The following is a 16,032-nucleotide window of genomic DNA, read 5'->3' on the forward strand; positions in this document are numbered from 1 at the left end:
GTCGGGGACTCCGACGGCGGCGCGCTCGGGCACCACCACCTCCTCGGCGAGGGCGCCGAGCCCGAGGGTGACGTGCAGCGGCGTGCCGTCGGCGGTCTCGCCCCGGGCGACCGCCGGGCCGGCGTTGGCGGCGCAGAGCCACGGTTCGCCCTGGCGGCACCACCAGCAGGCCCGGCAGGCGGGCGCCCAGTTGAGCACCACCTCCGTCCCCACCGCAAGCCGGGTGCCCGGACCGGCCTCGGTGACCACGCCGGCCGCCTCGTGGCCGAGCACCAGCGGGTACGTCGGTGCCAGCGTCCCGTTCACCATCGACAGGTCGGAGTGGCAGATGCCGGCGGCCCGGATCCGCACGCGCAGCTCGCCGGGGCCGGGGGCGGGCAGGCGTACCTCCTCGACGGCCGGGGTGGCGTCCCGGCCGCGGACCACGAGGGCCCTCACCGCTGGATCGCCTTGATCTCGCGGAACTCGTCGATCCCGTACGCGCCCAGCTCCCGGCCGAGTCCGGACTGCTTGTACCCGCCGAACGGCGCCAGCGGGTTGAACGCGCCCCCGTTGATGTCGACCTGCCCGGTGCGCAGCCGGCGGGCGACTGCGAGGGCCCGCTCCCCGTCGGCGGACCAGACCGCGCCGGCGAGCCCGTACCGGGAGTTGTTGGCGATGGCGACCGCCTCGTCGGTGTCGGCGAACGGGATGACGGCGAGCACCGGACCGAAGACCTCCTCCTGCGCGAGCGCGCTGTCGGGGTGCACGTCGGCGAAGACCGTCGGCGCGACGAAGTGCCCGCGGGTGGGCAGCGGGACGGCCGGACCACCGGCGATCAGCCGCGCCCCGTCGGCGAGGGCCCGGTCGACGTGACCGCGGACCCGTTCCGCCTGGGCGGCGGAGACCAGCGGGCCGAGCCGGGTCGCCGGGTCGAACGGGTCGCCGACCCGGTACGCCCCGACGACCTGCGCGATCAGGTCGAGTGCCTCGTCGTACCGGTCGCGGTGCACGAGCATCCGGGTCCAGGCGGTGCAGGTCTGGCCGGAGTTGAGGAAGGCGTTGCCCACTCCTACCTTGACGGCGGTGGGCAGGTCGGCGTCGGCGAGGAGGAGGTTGGCCGACTTGCCGCCGAGTTCGAGGGCGACCCGGGCGATCCGGTCGGCGGCCAGGTGGGCGATCCGGCGTCCGGTGACGGTGGAGCCGGTGAACGACACCAGGTCGACGTCGGGGTGGGCGGCGATGGCCTCGCCGACCACCGGCCCGGTGCCGGGGACCAGGTTGACCACTCCGGCGGGCAGCCCGGCCTCGGCGATCGCGTCGAAGAGCAGGTACGCGGTCAGCGGGGTGAGTTCGCTGGGCTTGAGCACCACCGTGCAGCCGGCGGCCAGGGCGGGTGCCACCTTGGCGACCACCTGGTGCAGCGGGTAGTTCCACGGGGTGATGGCGCCGACCACGCCGACCGGTTCGCGGACCACCAGGGAGTTGCCGACGGACTCCTCGGCGGGCGGTCGGGCGGCGAGGTCCACCATGCCGCGCAGCACGGTCAGCGGGAGACCGGCCTGCACCCGGGCGGCGAGCTTGAGCGGGGTGCCGAGTTCGAGGGCGATGGTGCGGGCGATCTCGTCGGCGCGGGCGGCGAGCGCGGTGTGCAGCCGGTCGAGGTGGGCGGCCCGTTCGGCGGGGGCGGTGGCAGCCCAGTGCGGGAAGGCGGCGCGGGCGGCGGCGACGGCCCGGTCGACGTCGGCCGGGGTGCCGGCCGGGACCTGCCCGACGATCTCAGCGGTGGCCGGGTTCTCCACCGGGATCGGGTCGCCGTCGACCGGGTCGACCCAGTCTCCGGCGATGTGCAGGTGGCGGCGGACCAGCAGATCCGGGGGCGCGGCGGCGAGATCCATGTCGTCCTTCGAGGGGTGTGAGCGTTCGAGGGGCGGTGAAACTAGCGCTGGGAGTTTTGACGCTACTCCGGAGCGTCGGTCGACTCCAGCGGGGCGAGCGGCCCGACGGTCCGTTCGTACTCGGCGGCGAGGCCCTGCAGCAGCGCGTCCAGACCGAGCATGAAAGCCCCTTCGTCCACGCTCTCCTGGTGCCCGGGGAGCCGGTGCGCCTGGGTCAGGTGCGGGTAGTGCGCCGCGTACAGCTCGGGGTCCTCGACGAAGCCCCGGGCGAACGAGCCGAGCGCCGAGCCGGCGACGAAGTAGCGCAGCGCCGCGCCGATGTGAGTGGCCCGGGCCGGCGGCCACCCGGCGCGGACCAGTCCGCCGTAGACCGCGTCGGCCATCGCGAGGGCGGCGGGCCGTCGCCCCGGCCCCTGCGCCAGGTACGGGACGATGTTCGGGTGGGCGCTCAGCGCCCGCCGGTAGGACAGCGCCCACTGCCGCAGCGCCACCCGCCAGTCCCGGGTGGCGAAGGCCGAGGTGTCGACGGTGGCGGTCACGCTGTCGGCGACGGCGTCGAGGATCTCCTGCTTCGTGGCGAAGTGGTTGTAGAGCGACGGGCCCTGGACGCCCAACTCGGCGGCGAGCCGGCGGGTGGAGAGCGCGGACAGCCCCTCGGCGTCGATCACCGCCCGGGCGGCCTCGACGATCCGCTGCCGGTCGAGCAGGGGCTGCCGGGGTCGGGGCACGTGGTCTCCTCGGGGTCTGGACGCGACAAAACTTGCACCGCTAGTTTAGGGCTCGACGACGGCACGCAGGTCCCCCGGGAGGACATCACCATGGACTTCTCACTCACCGACGAGCAGCGGGCGGTTCGGGACACCGTCCGGACGTTCATCAGCCGTGAGGTGATGCCGCTGGAGCAGGAGGTGCTGCGCCGCGAGCGGGCCCACCAACCCGGCCTGGACCGCTCGGAACTGCGGGAACTCCAGCTCAAGGCGAAGAAGTTCGGCTTCTGGGGGCTGGCCACCCCCGAGGAGTACGGCGGGATGGACCTGCCGGCGGTCATGCAGTCGCTGATCTGGACCGAGCTGGGCCGCACGTTCGTGCCGTTCCGGTTCGGCGGCGAGGCGGACAACATCCTCTTCCACGCCACCGAGGAGCAGAAGCGGGAGTTCCTCATCCCCACCATCGAGGGAGAACGGGTCTCCTGCTTCGCCATCACCGAGCCGGACGCCGGTTCGGACGCGGCCAACATCCGGCTGCGTGCCCGCCGCGACGGGGACGACTGGATCCTCGACGGCGAGAAGACCTTCATCACCAACGGCAACGACGCGGACTTCGCCATCGTGGTGGCCGTGACGGACCCGGAGAAGGGCGCCCGCAACGGCGGCGCCACGGCGTTCCTGGTCGACCGGGCGATGGGCTGGCGTTCGGAGTTCATCCAGACCATGGGCGAGGGTGGGCCGGCGTCGCTGATCTTCGACGGCGTACGGGTGCCGCACCGGAACATCCTCGGCGAGGTCGGGCAGGGCTTCGCGCTGGGCATGGAGTGGATCGGCAAGGGCCGGTACACCATTCCCTCGCACGCCATCGGCATCGCCGAGCGGGCCCTGCAGATGGGCATCGAGTACGCCAACACCCGGGAGACCTTCGGCGCGAAGATCGGCAGCAACCAGGCGATCCAGTGGATGATCGCCGACTCGGAGACCGAGCTGGAGGCGGCCCGTTGGCTGGTGCTGAAGGCGGCGTGGACGGTGGACCAGGGCATGGACCCGCGGCACGCCTCCTCGATGTGCAAGCTCTACGGCGCCGGCATGGTCAACCGGGTGGTGGACCGGGTGCTGCAGATCCACGGCGGCATGGGCTACACCCGCGAGCTGCCCATCGAGCGCTGGTACCGGCAGGTGCGGCTCTACCGTATCTTCGAGGGCACCGACGAGATGCAGCGGCTGATCATCTCCCGCGACCTGCTGCGCGGCTACACGAGGATCGGCGGCCACCTGGCCTGATTCGGGGTGCTTCCGCGCGGTCCGGACGCGACGGCCGACGTCCGGGTCGGACGACGGCGTGGCGAGCCCGGGGCGCTACCGGATGTTGGCGGTGTGGCCGAGTGAGTAGCGGCCGGGCTGCGGCCAGACAGTCAGCCCGTGCGGGCCCCGGCCCACCGGGATCCGGGCGAGGAGTCTGCCGTCGGCGGTGCTGAGCGCGTAGACCTCATCGTGGTAGCGGCCGGAGAGCCACAGCACCCGACCGTCGGCGGAGAGTCCGCCCATGTCCGGGCTGCCGCCGCCCGGGATCCGCCAGGTGGTGGTGGGCTTCAGCGTGGCGAGATCGAGCACCGTGATGGTGCCCGCGTCCCGGTTGGTGACGTACCCGAGCCGGCCGTCCCGGCTGAAGTAGATGCCGTGCGCCCCGCGCCCGGTGGGGATGAACCCGGTCTGTCTGGTGGCCTGGCCGTCGAAGACGTAGACGCCGTCGGCGTGCATGTCGGCGACGAGGAAGTGCCGCCCGTCCGGGGTGAGCCGAGTGTCCTGCGGCATCCCGTCGGACGCCCGGGCCAGCGGGAACTCCCGCAGCTCGCGGAGTGTGGCGGTGTCCAGCACGAGCATCCGGTTGGCGAACTCACAGCTCCAGAGCATCGTCCTGCCGTCGGCGGAGTAGTCCATGTGGTTGATGCCACCGCACTGCGGGAACCGGACCGACCGGGTGCGGCGCCAGGTCCGCGGGTCGTAGAGGTCCAACCGCTGGTACGCCTCGGCGACCACGATCGCCTGCCGGCCGTCCGGCGTGAAGTAGAGGTTGTAGACGTCGCGCAGGTTGACGAACGTCCCCGGTCGGCCGGTCCGTGGATCGACCGGCACCACCCCGCCGTCGGGGACGCGGCTGGACGCGACGTAGAGCGTGCGCAGGTCGTACGACGGGACGACGTGCTGGGCCTCGGGACCGCCGGGAAACTTCCCCACCACCTTGTAGGTGGCCGGGTCGATGACCCAGACGTCGTTGCTCTTGGTGTTCGGCACGTACACCAGGGCCCGGTCGCCGCGCACGGCCTGGCTGAGCATGTTCGGCCCCGCACTGGCGTAGACGTTGCCGGCCGCGAGGTAGGGCGGCATGCCGGCGAGCAGCGGGCCGAACGGCGCGGCGGACGCGGACGGCGCCCGCGAGCCCGGGGAGGGATCGGCCCCCCGGTCCCCGGCCTCGGTGCGCGTGCAGGCCGTCGGGGCGGTGAGGAGGATCGCCGCCAGTACGGTGGCGGTCCGAGCTCGACTGGGCACCCGCCGACTTTAGCGACGATTCGGGCAAATCGTCATCGGTTCAGTCGAGGCTCAGCTGGTGAGCGCCGCCAGGGCGAGGTCGACGTCCTCCGCTGCGGAGTAGAGGTGGAACGATGCCCGGACGCGGCCGGCGCGCACCGCCGCCCGCACCCCGGCCCGCTGCAGTTTCTCCTGCGCGCCGGGCACCTCGACGGTGACGATCGCGCTGTCGCCCGGCGGCCGGCCCAACCCGGCGAGGAACCGGTTGGCCAGCGCCACGTCGTGGTCGCGGACGGCGGGTAGGCCGACCTCGGCGAGCAGCTCCAGGGCCGGCGCCGCCCCGACGTAGCTGAACCAGGCCGGGGAGATGTCGAAGCGCCGGGCGTCGTCGGCGAGCCGCAGCGGCGGGCCGTAGTAGGAGGCGTGCGGGTCCTGGCCCGCGTACCAGCCGGCGGCGTCGGGGCGCAGCCGTTCACGCAGCGCCGGGGCCAGGTAGGCGAAGGCCGCACCGCGCGGCGCCATCAGCCACTTGTACGCCGACACCGCCACCACGTCGGCCCGTCCCGCGTCGAACGGCAGCCAGCCGCAGGCCTGAGTGGCGTCGACCGCGACGAGGGCGTCGTGCGCCCGGGCCGCCGCGACGATCTCGTCGTACGGGGCCACGGTGCCGTCGGACGACTGCACCAGGCTGAACGCGACCAGGTCGGTGTCGGCGTCGATCGCGTCGACCAGCTTGGCGAGCGGGACCGTGCGGACCCGGACTCCCCGCTCCTCCTGCACCAGCCAGGGAAAGAGGTTGGAGGTGAACTCGACCTCCGGCACCACCACGGTCGCGCCCGGCGGCAGCGCCGCCGCGACGGGGGCGAGCAGCTGAGACACGGTGCTGCCGATCGCCACGTCCGACGCGGTCACCCCGACCAGCGCGGCGAAGGCCGCGCGGGACCGGCCGGCCGCCTCGGCCCACCCCTCCCAGGAGATCCGCCCCACCTGCCAGTCCGCCAGTGCCGCCTGCAGCGCCGTCCAGGCCGGGTCGGGCGGCAGCCCGTACGTCGCGGTGTTCAACCAGCCGGGCTCCGGCTGCCACAGCTTCTGCGCCTCTTCCAGTTCCATGCCGGGGACGCTAGTGCCGTCGCCGGGCGCTGGTCAGCGCCAATTGAGCGATGGTGGCCCCTCGCCGACGGGACTACCGTCGAGGTTCCGCCCCTTTCCGGAGGCCGCCGATGATTCTGGAGATCCGCACGTACCGCCTCAGGCCCGGCACGAGCGACGAGTTCGTCCGGGTGATGCGCGAGGAAGCCGCGCCGTTGCTGGCCCTGTTCGGCATCCGGGTGGTGGCCGCCGGGGCGTCGCTGGTCCGCGAGGACGGCCACGAGGAGGCGTACCTGATCCGGGCCTTCCCCTCCCTCGCGGTCCGCGACAAGCAGGAGGCGGCGTTCTACGGCAGCGACGCCTGGCGGGACGGCCCGCGCGAGGCCATCCTGTCGCGGATCGAGAGCTACCACACCGTCGTGCTGGAGACCGCCGAGCAGTCGGCCGAGGTGCTGGGTCGGCGCGGCACCTGAGCCACGTACGCGAGGGGCGCGCCGGAGGTGCTCCGGCGCGCCCCAGGGGGCATTCGTCGACGGCTCAGGCCGGCGCGTCGGCCAGCGTCGCCGGCCGCTGCGCGGGCGCCGGCTGGGCCGGCTCGTCACCCGACTCGTCCTCGTCGAGCATGGTCGTCTCGTCGAACGGGCGCTGGCCGCTGAGCACCGCCTGGGCCTGCTCCCGGTCGAACTCGCCGGTCCAGGTGCCGACCAGCACGGTGGCGACCGCGTTGCCGGCGAAGTTGGTCAGCGCCCGGGCCTCGGACATGAACCGGTCGATGCCCACGATCAGGCCGACACCGTCGACCAGGTCGGGCCGGTGCGACTGCAGACCGCCGGCCAGGGTGGCCAGGCCCGCGCCGGTGACCCCGGCCGCGCCCTTGGAGGCGATGATCATGAAGACCAGCAGCGAGATCTGCTGGCCCAGCGAGAACGGCTTGCCCAGCGCCTCGGCGATGAACAGCGACGCCATGGTCAGGTAGATCGCGGTGCCGTCGAGGTTGAACGAGTACCCGGTCGGCACCGTGATGCCGACGACCGGCTTGCTGACCCCGAAGTGCTCCATCTTGGCGATCAGCCGGGGAAATGCCGACTCCGACGACGAGGTGGACAGGATCAGCAGGAACTCCCGCCCGAGGTAGCCGAGCAGCTTGAAGATCGAGATCCGCGCGACGAGCCAGAGCAGCGTGCCGAGCACCACGAAGACGAAGACCGCGCAGGTGACGTAGAAGCCGAACATCACCTGGGCCAGGCTCTTCAACGCGTCCACACCGGTCGCGCCCACGACGGCCGCGATCGCGCCAAACGCGCCGATCGGCGCCACCCACATGATCATCGCCAGCACCTTGAAGACGAGCCGCTGGAGCACCTCCACCGCCCGCAGCACCGGCTCGCCACGCCGGCCCATCCCCTGCACGGCGAAGCCGACCAGCAGGGCCACCAGCAGCGCCTGGAGCACCTCGCCCTCGGTGAGCGAAGAGAAGAGCGTGGTCGGGATGATGCCGAGCAGGAAGTCGACGGTGTCGCCGCTCTCGCCACCGGCCGCCTTCTGGCCCGCCCCGGCGAGGTCCGCGCCGAGGTTCAGGCCGGAGCCGGGGTGGATGAGGTTGCCGACCACCAGGCCGATGGCCAGCGCGACGGTGGACATGACCAGGAAGTAGCCGAGGGCCAGACCGCCGACCTTGCCGACCTTGGCCGCCTGGCGGACCGATCCGACGCCGAGCACGATCGTGCAGAAGATCACCGGCCCGATCATCATCTTGATCAGGTTGACGAAGCCGGTACCGAGCGGCTTCAGCTCCTTGCCGACCTCGGGGGCGGCGAGGCCGACCACGATGCCGGCGATGACGGCCACGATGACCGCCAGGTAGAGGTAACGCGTCCGGTCCCGGCGGACCGGCCGGGCGGCTGCGGAGGTGGGTGTGGTGGTGGTGTCCATGCCCACAATGTGAAGCGCATCTCAGCACAGGGCAGCCTTGCGTTCATTCTGTTCACCTCTGTGACTCGGTTGTGACTTGCGACCGAAACCGGCCGCTGAGCCGTGCGCGACACTTGCGGACGGGATCCGCGGTAGCAGGAGGTGGACGTGGCCCGACGCCAATGGAGCATCGCCGGGCAGCTGTTCGCCCTCCAGGCGGTGGTGGTGACGCTGCTGGTGCTCGCCGGCGCCTCGGGCGCCGTATGGCTTGCTCGCATCGACTCCCGGCAGGCGGCGAAGGACGAGGTGCTTGCGGTCGCGCAGACTGTTGCCCGCTCCCCCGAGGTTCGCGCCGCCCTGACCTCCCCCGACCCGGCGGCCGCCCTCCAGCCGTACGCGGAGTCGATCCGGGTGGCGACGGGAACGAGATTCGTGGTGGTCATGGCCCCGGACCGGACGCGCTACTCGCACCCCAACCCGACTCTGATCGGGCAGCCGTTCATCGGCGACATCGGCCCCGCCCTGGCCGGCGAGCCGTTCACCGTCACCAACGTCGGCACCCTCGGCGAGTCGGTGCGCGCGGTGGTCCCGGTGTACGGCGACGACCAGCGGATCATCGGTCTGGTCTCCGTCGGCATCACCACCGAGGCGATCAACAAGAAGCTGCTCGCCCAGATCCCGGTGCTGCTGGCCGCCGCCGTACCCGCCCTCGCCCTCGCCGCCACCGGTTCCTGGCTGCTCAGCCGCCGCCTCCGCCGGCAGACGCACGGCCTCGGGCCGGCCCAGATGACCCGGATGTACGAGTACTACGACGCGGTGCTGCACTCCGTACGGGAGGGGCTGCTGGTGCTGACCCGGGACCGCCGGGTGGCGCTGGTCAACGACGAGGGGCGCCGGCTGCTGGGGCTCGACGACGACGCGGCGGTGACCGACGAGCCGGTGGCCGGGATCGACCTGCCGCCCGCGGTGGCCGAGCTGCTGACCTCCGGGCGGGACGCGCACGACGAGCCCGTGCTGGCCGGTGATCGGGTGCTGGTGGCCAACCAGCGGGCCACCCGCTTCGAGGGGAAGGTGCTCGGCACCGTGCTGACCCTGCGCGACCAGACCGAGCTGCGCAACCTGGCCAGCGAGCTGGACTCGGTACGCGCGCTGACCGAGGCACTGCAGGCGCAGACCCACGAGTCGGCCAACCGGCTGCACACCGTGCTGACCCTGGTGGAGCTGGGCCGCGCCGACGAGGCGGTCCGGCTCGCCACCCGCGACCTGGAGCTGGCCCAGCAGCTGACCGACCGGGTGGTCGGCGCGGTGACCGAGCCGGCGCTGGCCGCCCTCCTGCTCGGCAAGTCGGCACGGGCCGGGGAACGCGGCGTGGACCTGGTGATCGAGCCGGACTGCCGGCTCGACGACAGCCCGCTGCCCACCGGCGACCTGCTGACCGTCGTCGGGAACCTGGTCGACAACGCCCTCGAGGCGGTGGCCGGCAGCCCGCCGCCGCGGCGGTTACGTGTCTTCGTCGGCACCGTCGACGACGAGATCGTCATCCGGGTCGGCGACAACGGTCCGGGGCTCGACCCCGACCGGGTGGCGGACGCGTTCCGGCGCGGCTGGTCGACCAAGAGCGCGGGCCGCGGGCTCGGCCTGGCCCTGGTGGGGCAGGTGGTCAGCCGGCACGGAGGGCGGACCGAGGTCGGCCGCCCGGACGAGGGCGGGACACTGTTCACCGTCCACCTGCCGGTGCCGCGGGAGGGGCGATGACCGACATCCGCGTGCTGGTGGTGGAGGACGAGCCGCTGCTGGCGGAGGCGCACAAGGCGTACACCGAGCGGGTGCCCGGCTTCGTGGTGGTCGGCGTGGCGCACACCGCGCGGGAGGCGATGGCGGCGCTGCGCCACGGCGGCGGTGCGGACATCGATCTGGTCCTGCTCGACTTTCGCCTGCCCGACCTGCACGGCCTGGAGGTCTGCCGGGCGCTGCGGGCGGCGGGCAGCAGCATCGACGTGCTGGCCGTGACCTCGGCGCGCGACCTGGCGATGGTCCGCACCGCCGTCTCCCTCGGGGTGGCCCACTACCTGCTCAAGCCGTTCACCTTCGCCGCGTTTCGCGACAAGCTGGAGCGGTACGCCGACTACCGGCGGCAGGCGCTGGCCGACGGCGAGGTGGCCGCCCAGCACGAGGTGGACCGGATGTTCGCCACCCTGCGGGGCGCGGCCCGGCACACCCTGCCCAAGGGGCTGGACGCGGAGACGTTGAACCGGGTGCTGGCCGTCCTGCCGGCCGGCGCGGGGCTGTCCGCCACCGAGGTCAGCCAGCAGACCGGCATCTCCCGCGTGACGGCTCGGCGCTACCTGGAGTACCTGGTGACCATCGAGCGGGCGGTACGCAGCCCCCGCTACGGGACCCCGGGCCGGCCCGAGGTCGAGTACCGGCCGTTGTAATGCGGCAACGTCGTCTCGGCCCGCGAATCCTTGGAGATAAGAGAATGTGGAGAAGGAGCCGAATAGCCCCTCCCCCACATTCTCTTGAGGATCAGACGGGGTCGACAGTCCCGAAGTCATAGGTGATTGTTCCGGTCTGCGCTTCGACCGTCAGGGTTACGTCCTCGAATACCACGTCGACCAGCACCGGCGTCATCTTGCCCGGACACGTACCGGGACTGACCGAGCTGGTCACGACGGTGAACGAGCCGCGGCCCTGACGTGTCGTGAATTCCTCTGAGCCGGTAACCGTTGTGGTGGTTCGCTGAAGGCCATTCGGCTCATGGTCCTTGGAACCAGGGTTGATGCAGCCGCTGGTCACCACAGCGGTGGCGGACAGCGTCGCAGTCCCACCGGTTCCTGCTCCTGCCACCTCTCCGGTGGCCGTCAGGAATGCCTCGGTGGTCGTCTTGGTCGCCTCGACCGTTGGCGTTCCGACGAAGTGGAGGCCTTCCTGGGCGAGTGCCGGAGCACCCCACAAGGCCCCTAGCAGAAGCGCAGCTGCGCCTACGATTCCCGCTCTACCAATTCTCTTCATCTTGCTCCCTCTCCGGATTGACGGGCTCGTGGTTTTTAGGGCACGGACACGAGGGGTGGGTGGTCAACGGTTGCCACCGTTTGTTCTGCATCAAATAGGTTGATCGTTGAGGCAGGGCAAGTCACCCGCCTACACCTATGGGGCGGCCCCGCGACCGGATGAATTCCCAGCGCAAACCAGACACCTCCCCGTCTGAGGTGCGCCTGGTAAGGAGATTAGGTCAATGGCCGACAGACACGAACAACTCCGGCGAAAGTACGGCTTATGGGTAGTCTTCCCCCGAGTCCCGCTCGCTGGGGGCGCGCACGGACGGTGCAGCAGGCGCCCTTGGGTTCAGCCTGTCTGCGCCACGGCAACTGGGCCTCTGAGGGTTGGCCCCTTCGCGGTCAGCTGACGTTGGCCGGGCCGAGGACGCTCTTCAGGTCGCCCATCAGCGCGGTGGTGGCCGCCACCCGGAACGGGCCGAGTCGCAGCGTGGTGACCTTGCCGCCGTTGAGCAGCTTGACGTGCACCTCGGTGTCGCCGGGGTGCAGCACCAGGGTCTCCTTCAGCCGTTCCACTAGCGGCGGCGTGCACCGGTGCACCGGGATGGTCAGGGTGACCGGCTTGTTCGCCGGGTTGCTGCTGATGTCCGGCATGGACATGTCCATCGCCATGATCCGCGGGGTGTCGTCCCGGCGGTCCACCCGCCCCTTGACCACCACGATCGCGTCCTCGGCGATGTACTGGCCGATCACCTCGTACGTATTGGGGAAGAACAACGTCTCCACCCCACCGGCCAGGTCCTCCAACGTGGCCGAGGCCCAGGCCCGGCCCTGCTTGGTGACCCGGCGCTGCACGCCGGAGAGGATGCCGGCGAGGGTGACCACCGCACCATCGGGCACCCCGCCCTCCTCGGCGAGCGCGGCGATGGTGGTGTCCGCGGCCGCGCCGAGCACGTGCTCCAGGCCGAAGAGCGGGTGGTCGGAGACGTAGAGGCCGAGCATCTCGCGTTCGAAGGCGAGCTTGTCGCGCTTGTCCCACTCCCCCTCGCCGATGGTCGGCATGACCGTGGTGCTGCCGCCCGTGTCGGCGTCACCGAAGCCGGCGCCGAAGAGGTCGTACTGGCCGACGGCCTCCTTGCGCTTGACGTCGGCGTACGCGTCGATGGCGTCGGCGTGCACGGCGAGCAGGCCCTTGCGCGGGTGCCCCATCGAGTCGAACGCGCCGGCCTTGATCAGCGATTCGATGGTCTTCTTGTTGCAGACCACCGCGTCCACCTTGGACAGGAAGTCGTAGAAGTCGGTGTACTCGCCCTTCTCCTCCCGGCACCGCATGATCGAGGCGACCACGTTCGCGCCGACGTTGCGGATGGCCGCCAGGCCGAAGCGGATGTCCTTGCCGACCGGGGTGAACGGCCCCGCTGAGGTGTTCACATCGGGCGGCAGGACCTGGATGCCCATCCGTCGGCACTCCGACAGGTAGAGCGCCATCTTGTCCTTGTCGTCACCGACGGAGGTGAGCAGCCCGGCCATGTACTCCGCCGGGTAGTTCGCCTTCAGGTAGCCGGTCCAGTACGACACCAGGCCGTAGCCGGCGGTGTGCGCCTTGTTGAAGGCGTAGTCGGCGAACGGGACCAGGATGTCCCAGAGGGTCTGGATGGCCTCGTCGGAGTAGCCGTTGCGCCGCATGCCGTCGCGGAACGGCACGAACTCCTTGTCGAGGACCTCCTTCTTCTTCTTGCCCATCGCCCGGCGCAGCAGGTCGGCCTGGCCGAGGCTGTAGCCGGCGAGCTTCTGCGCGGCGCGCTGCACCTGCTCCTGGTAGACGATCAGGCCGTACGTCGGGCCGAGGATCTCCTCCAGCGGCTCGGCCAGCTCCGGGTGGATCGGGGTGATCTCCTGCTGGCCGTTCTTACGCAGCGCGTAGTTGGTGTGCGAGTTGGCGCCCATCGGACCGGGCCGGTAGAGCGCCAGTACCGCGGAGATGTCCTCGAAGTTGTCCGGCTTCATCAGCCGCAGCAGCGAGCGCATCGGCCCGCCGTCGAGCTGGAACACGCCCAGGGTGTCGCCCCGGGCCAGCAGCTCGTACGTCGGCTTGTCGTCCAGCGGCAGGGTGAGCAGGTCGACCTTGCGGTCGTGGTTGCTCTCGATGTTCTTCAGCGCGTCGTCGATGATGGTCAGGTTGCGCAGGCCGAGGAAGTCCATCTTCAACAACCCGAGCGACTCGCACGTCGGGTAGTCGAACTGGGTGATGATCGCCCCGTCCGCGTCCCGGCGCATCAGCGGGATGTGCTCCATGATCGGCTCGGCGGACATGATGACGCCGGCGGCGTGCACACCGGTCTGCCGGATCAGCCCCTCGATGCCGCGCGCGGTGTCGATCACCTTCTTGACGTCCGGATCCGACTCGTACAGGCCGCGGATCTCGCCGGCCTCGGCGTAGCGGGGGTGCTTCGGGTCGAAGATGCCGGTGAGCGGGATGTCCTTGCCCATCACCGCCGGGGGCATCGCCTTGGTGATCCGGTCGCCCACCGCGTACGGGTAGCCGAGCACCCGGGCCGAGTCCTTGATCGCGGCCTTCGCCTTGATCGTGCCGAACGTCGCGATCTGCGCGACCTTGTCCTCGCCCCACTTCTCGGTGACGTACTTGATCACCTCGCCGCGCCGGCGCTCGTCGAAGTCGATGTCGACATCCGGCATGGAGACGCGCTCGGGGTTGAGGAAGCGCTCGAAGATCAGGCCGTGCGGCAGCGGGTCCAGGTCGGTGATGCCCAGGGCGTACGCGACGAGCGAGCCGGCGGCCGAGCCACGGCCCGGACCGACGGCGATGCCCTGGCTCTTCGCCCACTGGATGAAGTCGGCGACCACGAGGAAGTACGACGGGAAGCCCATCTGGATGATGACGCCCAGCTCGTACTCGGCCTGCTTGACGTGGGTGTCCGGGACGCCGTTCGGGAAGCGGCGGGCCAGCCCGGCGAAGGTCTCCTTGCGGAACCAGGACTCCTCGGTCTCCCCCTCCGGGACCGGGAAGCGCGGCATCAGGTTGTGGAACTCGAACATCCCGGTCGGGTCGACCTTCTCGGCGACCAGCAGGGTGTTGCGGCAGCCCTGCTGCCAGAACTCCGACGTGTCGACCGCCCGCATCTGTTCGGCGGACTTGACGAAGTAGCCGCCGCCCTCGAAGCGGAACCGGTTCGGGTCGGCGACGTTGCTGCCGGTCTGCACGCAGAGCAGCACGTCGTGCGCCTCGGCCTGCGCCTCGTGTGTGTAGTGCGAGTCGTTGGTGACCACCGGCGGGATGTCGAGCCTGCGGGCGATCTCCATGAGCCCGTCGCGGACCCGGCGCTCGATGTCGAGGCCGTGGTCCATGATCTCCAGGAAGTAGTTCTCCTTGCCGAAGATGTCCTGGTAGGCCGCGGCGACCTTGAGGGCCTCGTCGAACTGGCCCAGCCGCAGCCGGGTCTGCACCGCGCCGGAGGGGCAGCCGGTGGTGGCCATGATCCCCTCGGCGTGCTCGGCGATCAGCTCCATGTCCATCCGGGGCCACTTGACGTAGTGCCCCTCCATGGACGCCCGCGAGTTGAGCTTGAAGAGGTTGTGCAGGCCGGTCCTGTTCCGCGCCCACATCGTCTTGTGGGTGATCGCGCCGTTGCCGGAGATGTCGTCGCTCTTCTGCTCCGGCCGACCCCACTTGACCCGCTGCTTGTGGAAGCGCGATTCCGGCGCCACGTACGCCTCGACGCCGAGGATCGGGGTGACGCCGGCGGCCATCGCCTGCTTGTAGAAGTCGTTCGCGCCGTGCATGTTGCCGTGGTCGGTGATCGCCACGGCCGGCATGCCCAGCCGCTTCGCCTCGGCGAAGAGATCCTTGAGCCGGGCCGCGCCGTCGAGCATCGAGTACTCAGTGTGCACGTGCAGATGCGCGAACGAATCGCCCATGCGTGGCGCCCCCCGGGTTGTGCTTGGGTCGGTCGGAGTCGACCGGGACCTACCCTACCGAGCCGGTCTGACCGGCTCCACCGTCCGCGCCGGGGGTGGCCGGCGTCTCGTCCGTCCGACGCGGCTCAGCCCATTTTCGCCGCGATCCCGTCGAGGACGATCTCCAGCCCGGCCTCGAAGACCTCGGTCGCGTCCAACTGCTGGCCCTGCGTGAAGAGCCGGGCCAGGGTCGGGTGCCGGCCGTCGCCGACGGCCCGGGCGAGGTAGCGCAACTGCTCCGGCGGCGGCACGTGGGCGGTCGCCCCGGCCGGCACCCGGAGCAGCTCGAGGTGGAGCTGGCCGACCAGGTAGCCGAGGAAGGCGTTCGCCGCGTGCATCATCGTCGCCGGGTCCAGGCCGGGCCGGTCCAGCGCGGCGAAGACCGCCTCCTGGTACGCCAGCCCGTGTGGACCGTAGGGCGGGCGGCTGCCGAGCAGCGGCACGTACCAGGGGTGGCGACGGGCGACGGTGGCCGTGGCGGCGGCGAGGGCACGCAGCCGCTCGCCCCCGGGCTGCCGGACGCCACGCCGCGCGCCGCCCTGGCCCACCTCGCCGAGTGCGCGGTCGACGCCGAGCGGCTCCGGGCCCGAGGCGCCGAGGTGACGCTGGTGGTCGGCTGGGAAGCGACCCTGTTCCTCTGGGGCATCGTCGCCGGGGCGACCGCGGCGGACCGCACGACCACCCTGACCAGCCCACCCCGGCTGCTCTGGAGCACGCTGCGGCACGGCCCCTTCCCCTGTGCGCTCAACCGGCACCTGCGCCGGGCCGTCGCCACCGCCCGCGCGCGTTTCGCCGGCCCGCTGACGTACGCGGCGCTGAGCTTCGAGAGCGTGGACTGGAGACCGTTCGACGTGGTCGGCGTGGACCACTACCGCAGCGGGGAGCCGCTGGACGCCTGGGCCGAACGGAGCACGACCTGGACACCGCGGGGTACGGCCTGATGGCGGT

General features: G+C 71.3%; 14 protein-coding genes. 5 read left to right on the top strand and 9 right to left on the bottom strand.

Going from position 1 to position 16,032, the window contains the following annotated elements; translation table 11 throughout:
* The 3 genes from DKL51_RS04735 to DKL51_RS04745 form a co-directional block, all read right to left on the bottom strand.
* On the bottom strand, nucleotides 1–438 hold a 438-nt coding region (locus DKL51_RS04735; RefSeq protein ID WP_260428377.1), incomplete at its 3' end, for an alcohol dehydrogenase catalytic domain-containing protein.
* The gene (locus DKL51_RS04740; protein ID WP_124811770.1) at nucleotides 435–1,877 is read right to left on the bottom strand and encodes an aldehyde dehydrogenase family protein; all 1,443 of its coding nucleotides are present in this window, start codon (nucleotides 1,875–1,877) and stop codon (nucleotides 435–437) included. The genes DKL51_RS04740 and DKL51_RS04735, both read right to left, overlap by 4 nt.
* Before the next feature lie 62 nt (nucleotides 1,878–1,939).
* Entirely contained in the window at nucleotides 1,940–2,605 is a 666-nt protein-coding gene (locus DKL51_RS04745; RefSeq protein ID WP_109945513.1) for a TetR family transcriptional regulator, read from the bottom strand.
* A 90-nt stretch (nucleotides 2,606–2,695) separates the two neighbouring features.
* Here DKL51_RS04745 and DKL51_RS04750 point away from each other — a divergent pair, with 90 nt between their 5' ends.
* Nucleotides 2,696–3,868, top strand: a complete 1,173-nt coding sequence (locus DKL51_RS04750) for an acyl-CoA dehydrogenase family protein (RefSeq protein ID WP_109945514.1) — start codon at nucleotides 2,696–2,698, stop codon at nucleotides 3,866–3,868.
* 75 nt (nucleotides 3,869–3,943) lie between these two features.
* Here DKL51_RS04750 and DKL51_RS04755 read toward each other — a convergent pair whose 3' ends face one another.
* Both DKL51_RS04755 and DKL51_RS04760 read right to left on the bottom strand, forming a co-directional pair.
* A complete protein-coding gene (locus tag DKL51_RS04755) occupies nucleotides 3,944–5,134 on the bottom strand; it encodes a YncE family protein (protein WP_243422457.1) in 1,191 nt (396 codons plus the stop codon).
* A gap of 51 nt (nucleotides 5,135–5,185) precedes the next feature.
* Nucleotides 5,186–6,223: an aminotransferase class V-fold PLP-dependent enzyme gene (locus DKL51_RS04760; RefSeq protein ID WP_124811771.1), complete on the bottom strand. Its 1,038-nt coding sequence runs from the start codon at nucleotides 6,221–6,223 to the stop codon at nucleotides 5,186–5,188.
* A gap of 110 nt (nucleotides 6,224–6,333) precedes the next feature.
* On the opposite strand from DKL51_RS04760, the gene DKL51_RS04765 reads away from it, so the two are divergent.
* On the top strand, nucleotides 6,334–6,675 hold the full coding sequence (locus tag DKL51_RS04765) for an NIPSNAP family protein (RefSeq protein ID WP_109945516.1): 342 nt from the start codon (nucleotides 6,334–6,336) through the stop codon (nucleotides 6,673–6,675).
* A 64-nt stretch (nucleotides 6,676–6,739) separates the two neighbouring features.
* On the opposite strand, the gene DKL51_RS04770 is transcribed toward DKL51_RS04765, so the two are convergent.
* The gene (locus DKL51_RS04770; protein WP_109945517.1) at nucleotides 6,740–8,134 is read right to left on the bottom strand and encodes a cation:dicarboxylate symporter family transporter; all 1,395 of its coding nucleotides are present in this window, start codon (nucleotides 8,132–8,134) and stop codon (nucleotides 6,740–6,742) included.
* 147 nt (nucleotides 8,135–8,281) lie between these two features.
* Between DKL51_RS04770 and DKL51_RS04775 the strand changes: the two genes are divergently transcribed.
* Together DKL51_RS04775 and DKL51_RS04780 are read left to right on the top strand one after the other, a co-directional pair.
* Nucleotides 8,282–9,868 carry an ATP-binding protein gene (locus DKL51_RS04775; protein ID WP_109945538.1) on the top strand — a complete coding sequence of 529 codons (1,587 nt, stop codon included), beginning with the start codon at nucleotides 8,282–8,284 and terminating at the stop codon, nucleotides 9,866–9,868.
* Nucleotides 9,865–10,548 carry a response regulator gene (locus tag DKL51_RS04780; protein ID WP_109945518.1) on the top strand — a complete coding sequence of 228 codons (684 nt, stop codon included), beginning with the start codon at nucleotides 9,865–9,867 and terminating at the stop codon, nucleotides 10,546–10,548. Before DKL51_RS04775 ends, DKL51_RS04780 begins: the two co-directional genes overlap by 4 nt.
* A gap of 91 nt (nucleotides 10,549–10,639) precedes the next feature.
* Here DKL51_RS04780 and DKL51_RS04785 read toward each other — a convergent pair whose 3' ends face one another.
* The 3 genes from DKL51_RS04785 to DKL51_RS34735 form a co-directional block, all read right to left on the bottom strand.
* Nucleotides 10,640–11,125 carry a hypothetical protein gene (locus DKL51_RS04785; protein ID WP_123827052.1) on the bottom strand — a complete coding sequence of 162 codons (486 nt, stop codon included), beginning with the start codon at nucleotides 11,123–11,125 and terminating at the stop codon, nucleotides 10,640–10,642.
* Nucleotides 11,126–11,511: 386 nt separating this feature from the next.
* Nucleotides 11,512–15,045 carry a DNA polymerase III subunit alpha gene (dnaE, locus tag DKL51_RS04790; protein ID WP_109945519.1) on the bottom strand — a complete coding sequence of 1,178 codons (3,534 nt, stop codon included), beginning with the start codon at nucleotides 15,043–15,045 and terminating at the stop codon, nucleotides 11,512–11,514.
* 125 nt (nucleotides 15,046–15,170) lie between these two features.
* The gene (locus tag DKL51_RS34735; protein WP_243422459.1) at nucleotides 15,171–15,527 is read right to left on the bottom strand and encodes a TetR/AcrR family transcriptional regulator C-terminal domain-containing protein; all 357 of its coding nucleotides are present in this window, start codon (nucleotides 15,525–15,527) and stop codon (nucleotides 15,171–15,173) included.
* A 9-nt stretch (nucleotides 15,528–15,536) separates the two neighbouring features.
* On the opposite strand from DKL51_RS34735, the gene DKL51_RS34740 reads away from it, so the two are divergent.
* Nucleotides 15,537–16,025 (top strand): hypothetical protein, encoded by a 489-nt coding sequence (locus DKL51_RS34740; protein WP_165823154.1) that lies wholly within the window; start codon nucleotides 15,537–15,539, stop codon nucleotides 16,023–16,025.
* The last annotated feature ends 7 nt before the right edge of the window (nucleotides 16,026–16,032 follow it).

The organism is Micromonospora globispora, from assembly GCF_003857015.1.
GTDB lineage: Bacteria > Actinomycetota > Actinomycetes > Mycobacteriales > Micromonosporaceae > Micromonospora > Micromonospora globispora.

Excerpts from the sequence above, each read along its gene's own strand:
- DKL51_RS04750 (WP_109945514.1), top strand. The coding sequence starts at position 2,696 with ATGGACTTCTCACTCACCGACGAGCAGCGGGCGGTTCGGGACACCGTC.
- DKL51_RS04780 (WP_109945518.1), top strand. The coding sequence starts at position 9,865 with ATGACCGACATCCGCGTGCTGGTGGTGGAGGACGAGCCGCTGCTGGCG.
- dnaE (WP_109945519.1), bottom strand. The coding sequence starts at position 15,045 with ATGGGCGATTCGTTCGCGCATCTGCACGTGCACACTGAGTACTCGATG.
- DKL51_RS04760 (WP_124811771.1), bottom strand. The coding sequence starts at position 6,223 with ATGGAACTGGAAGAGGCGCAGAAGCTGTGGCAGCCGGAGCCCGGCTGG.
- DKL51_RS04770 (WP_109945517.1), bottom strand. The coding sequence starts at position 8,134 with ATGGACACCACCACCACACCCACCTCCGCAGCCGCCCGGCCGGTCCGC.
- DKL51_RS04785 (WP_123827052.1), bottom strand. The coding sequence starts at position 11,125 with ATGAAGAGAATTGGTAGAGCGGGAATCGTAGGCGCAGCTGCGCTTCTG.
- DKL51_RS04740 (WP_124811770.1), bottom strand. The coding sequence starts at position 1,877 with ATGGATCTCGCCGCCGCGCCCCCGGATCTGCTGGTCCGCCGCCACCTG.
- DKL51_RS04765 (WP_109945516.1), top strand. The coding sequence starts at position 6,334 with ATGATTCTGGAGATCCGCACGTACCGCCTCAGGCCCGGCACGAGCGAC.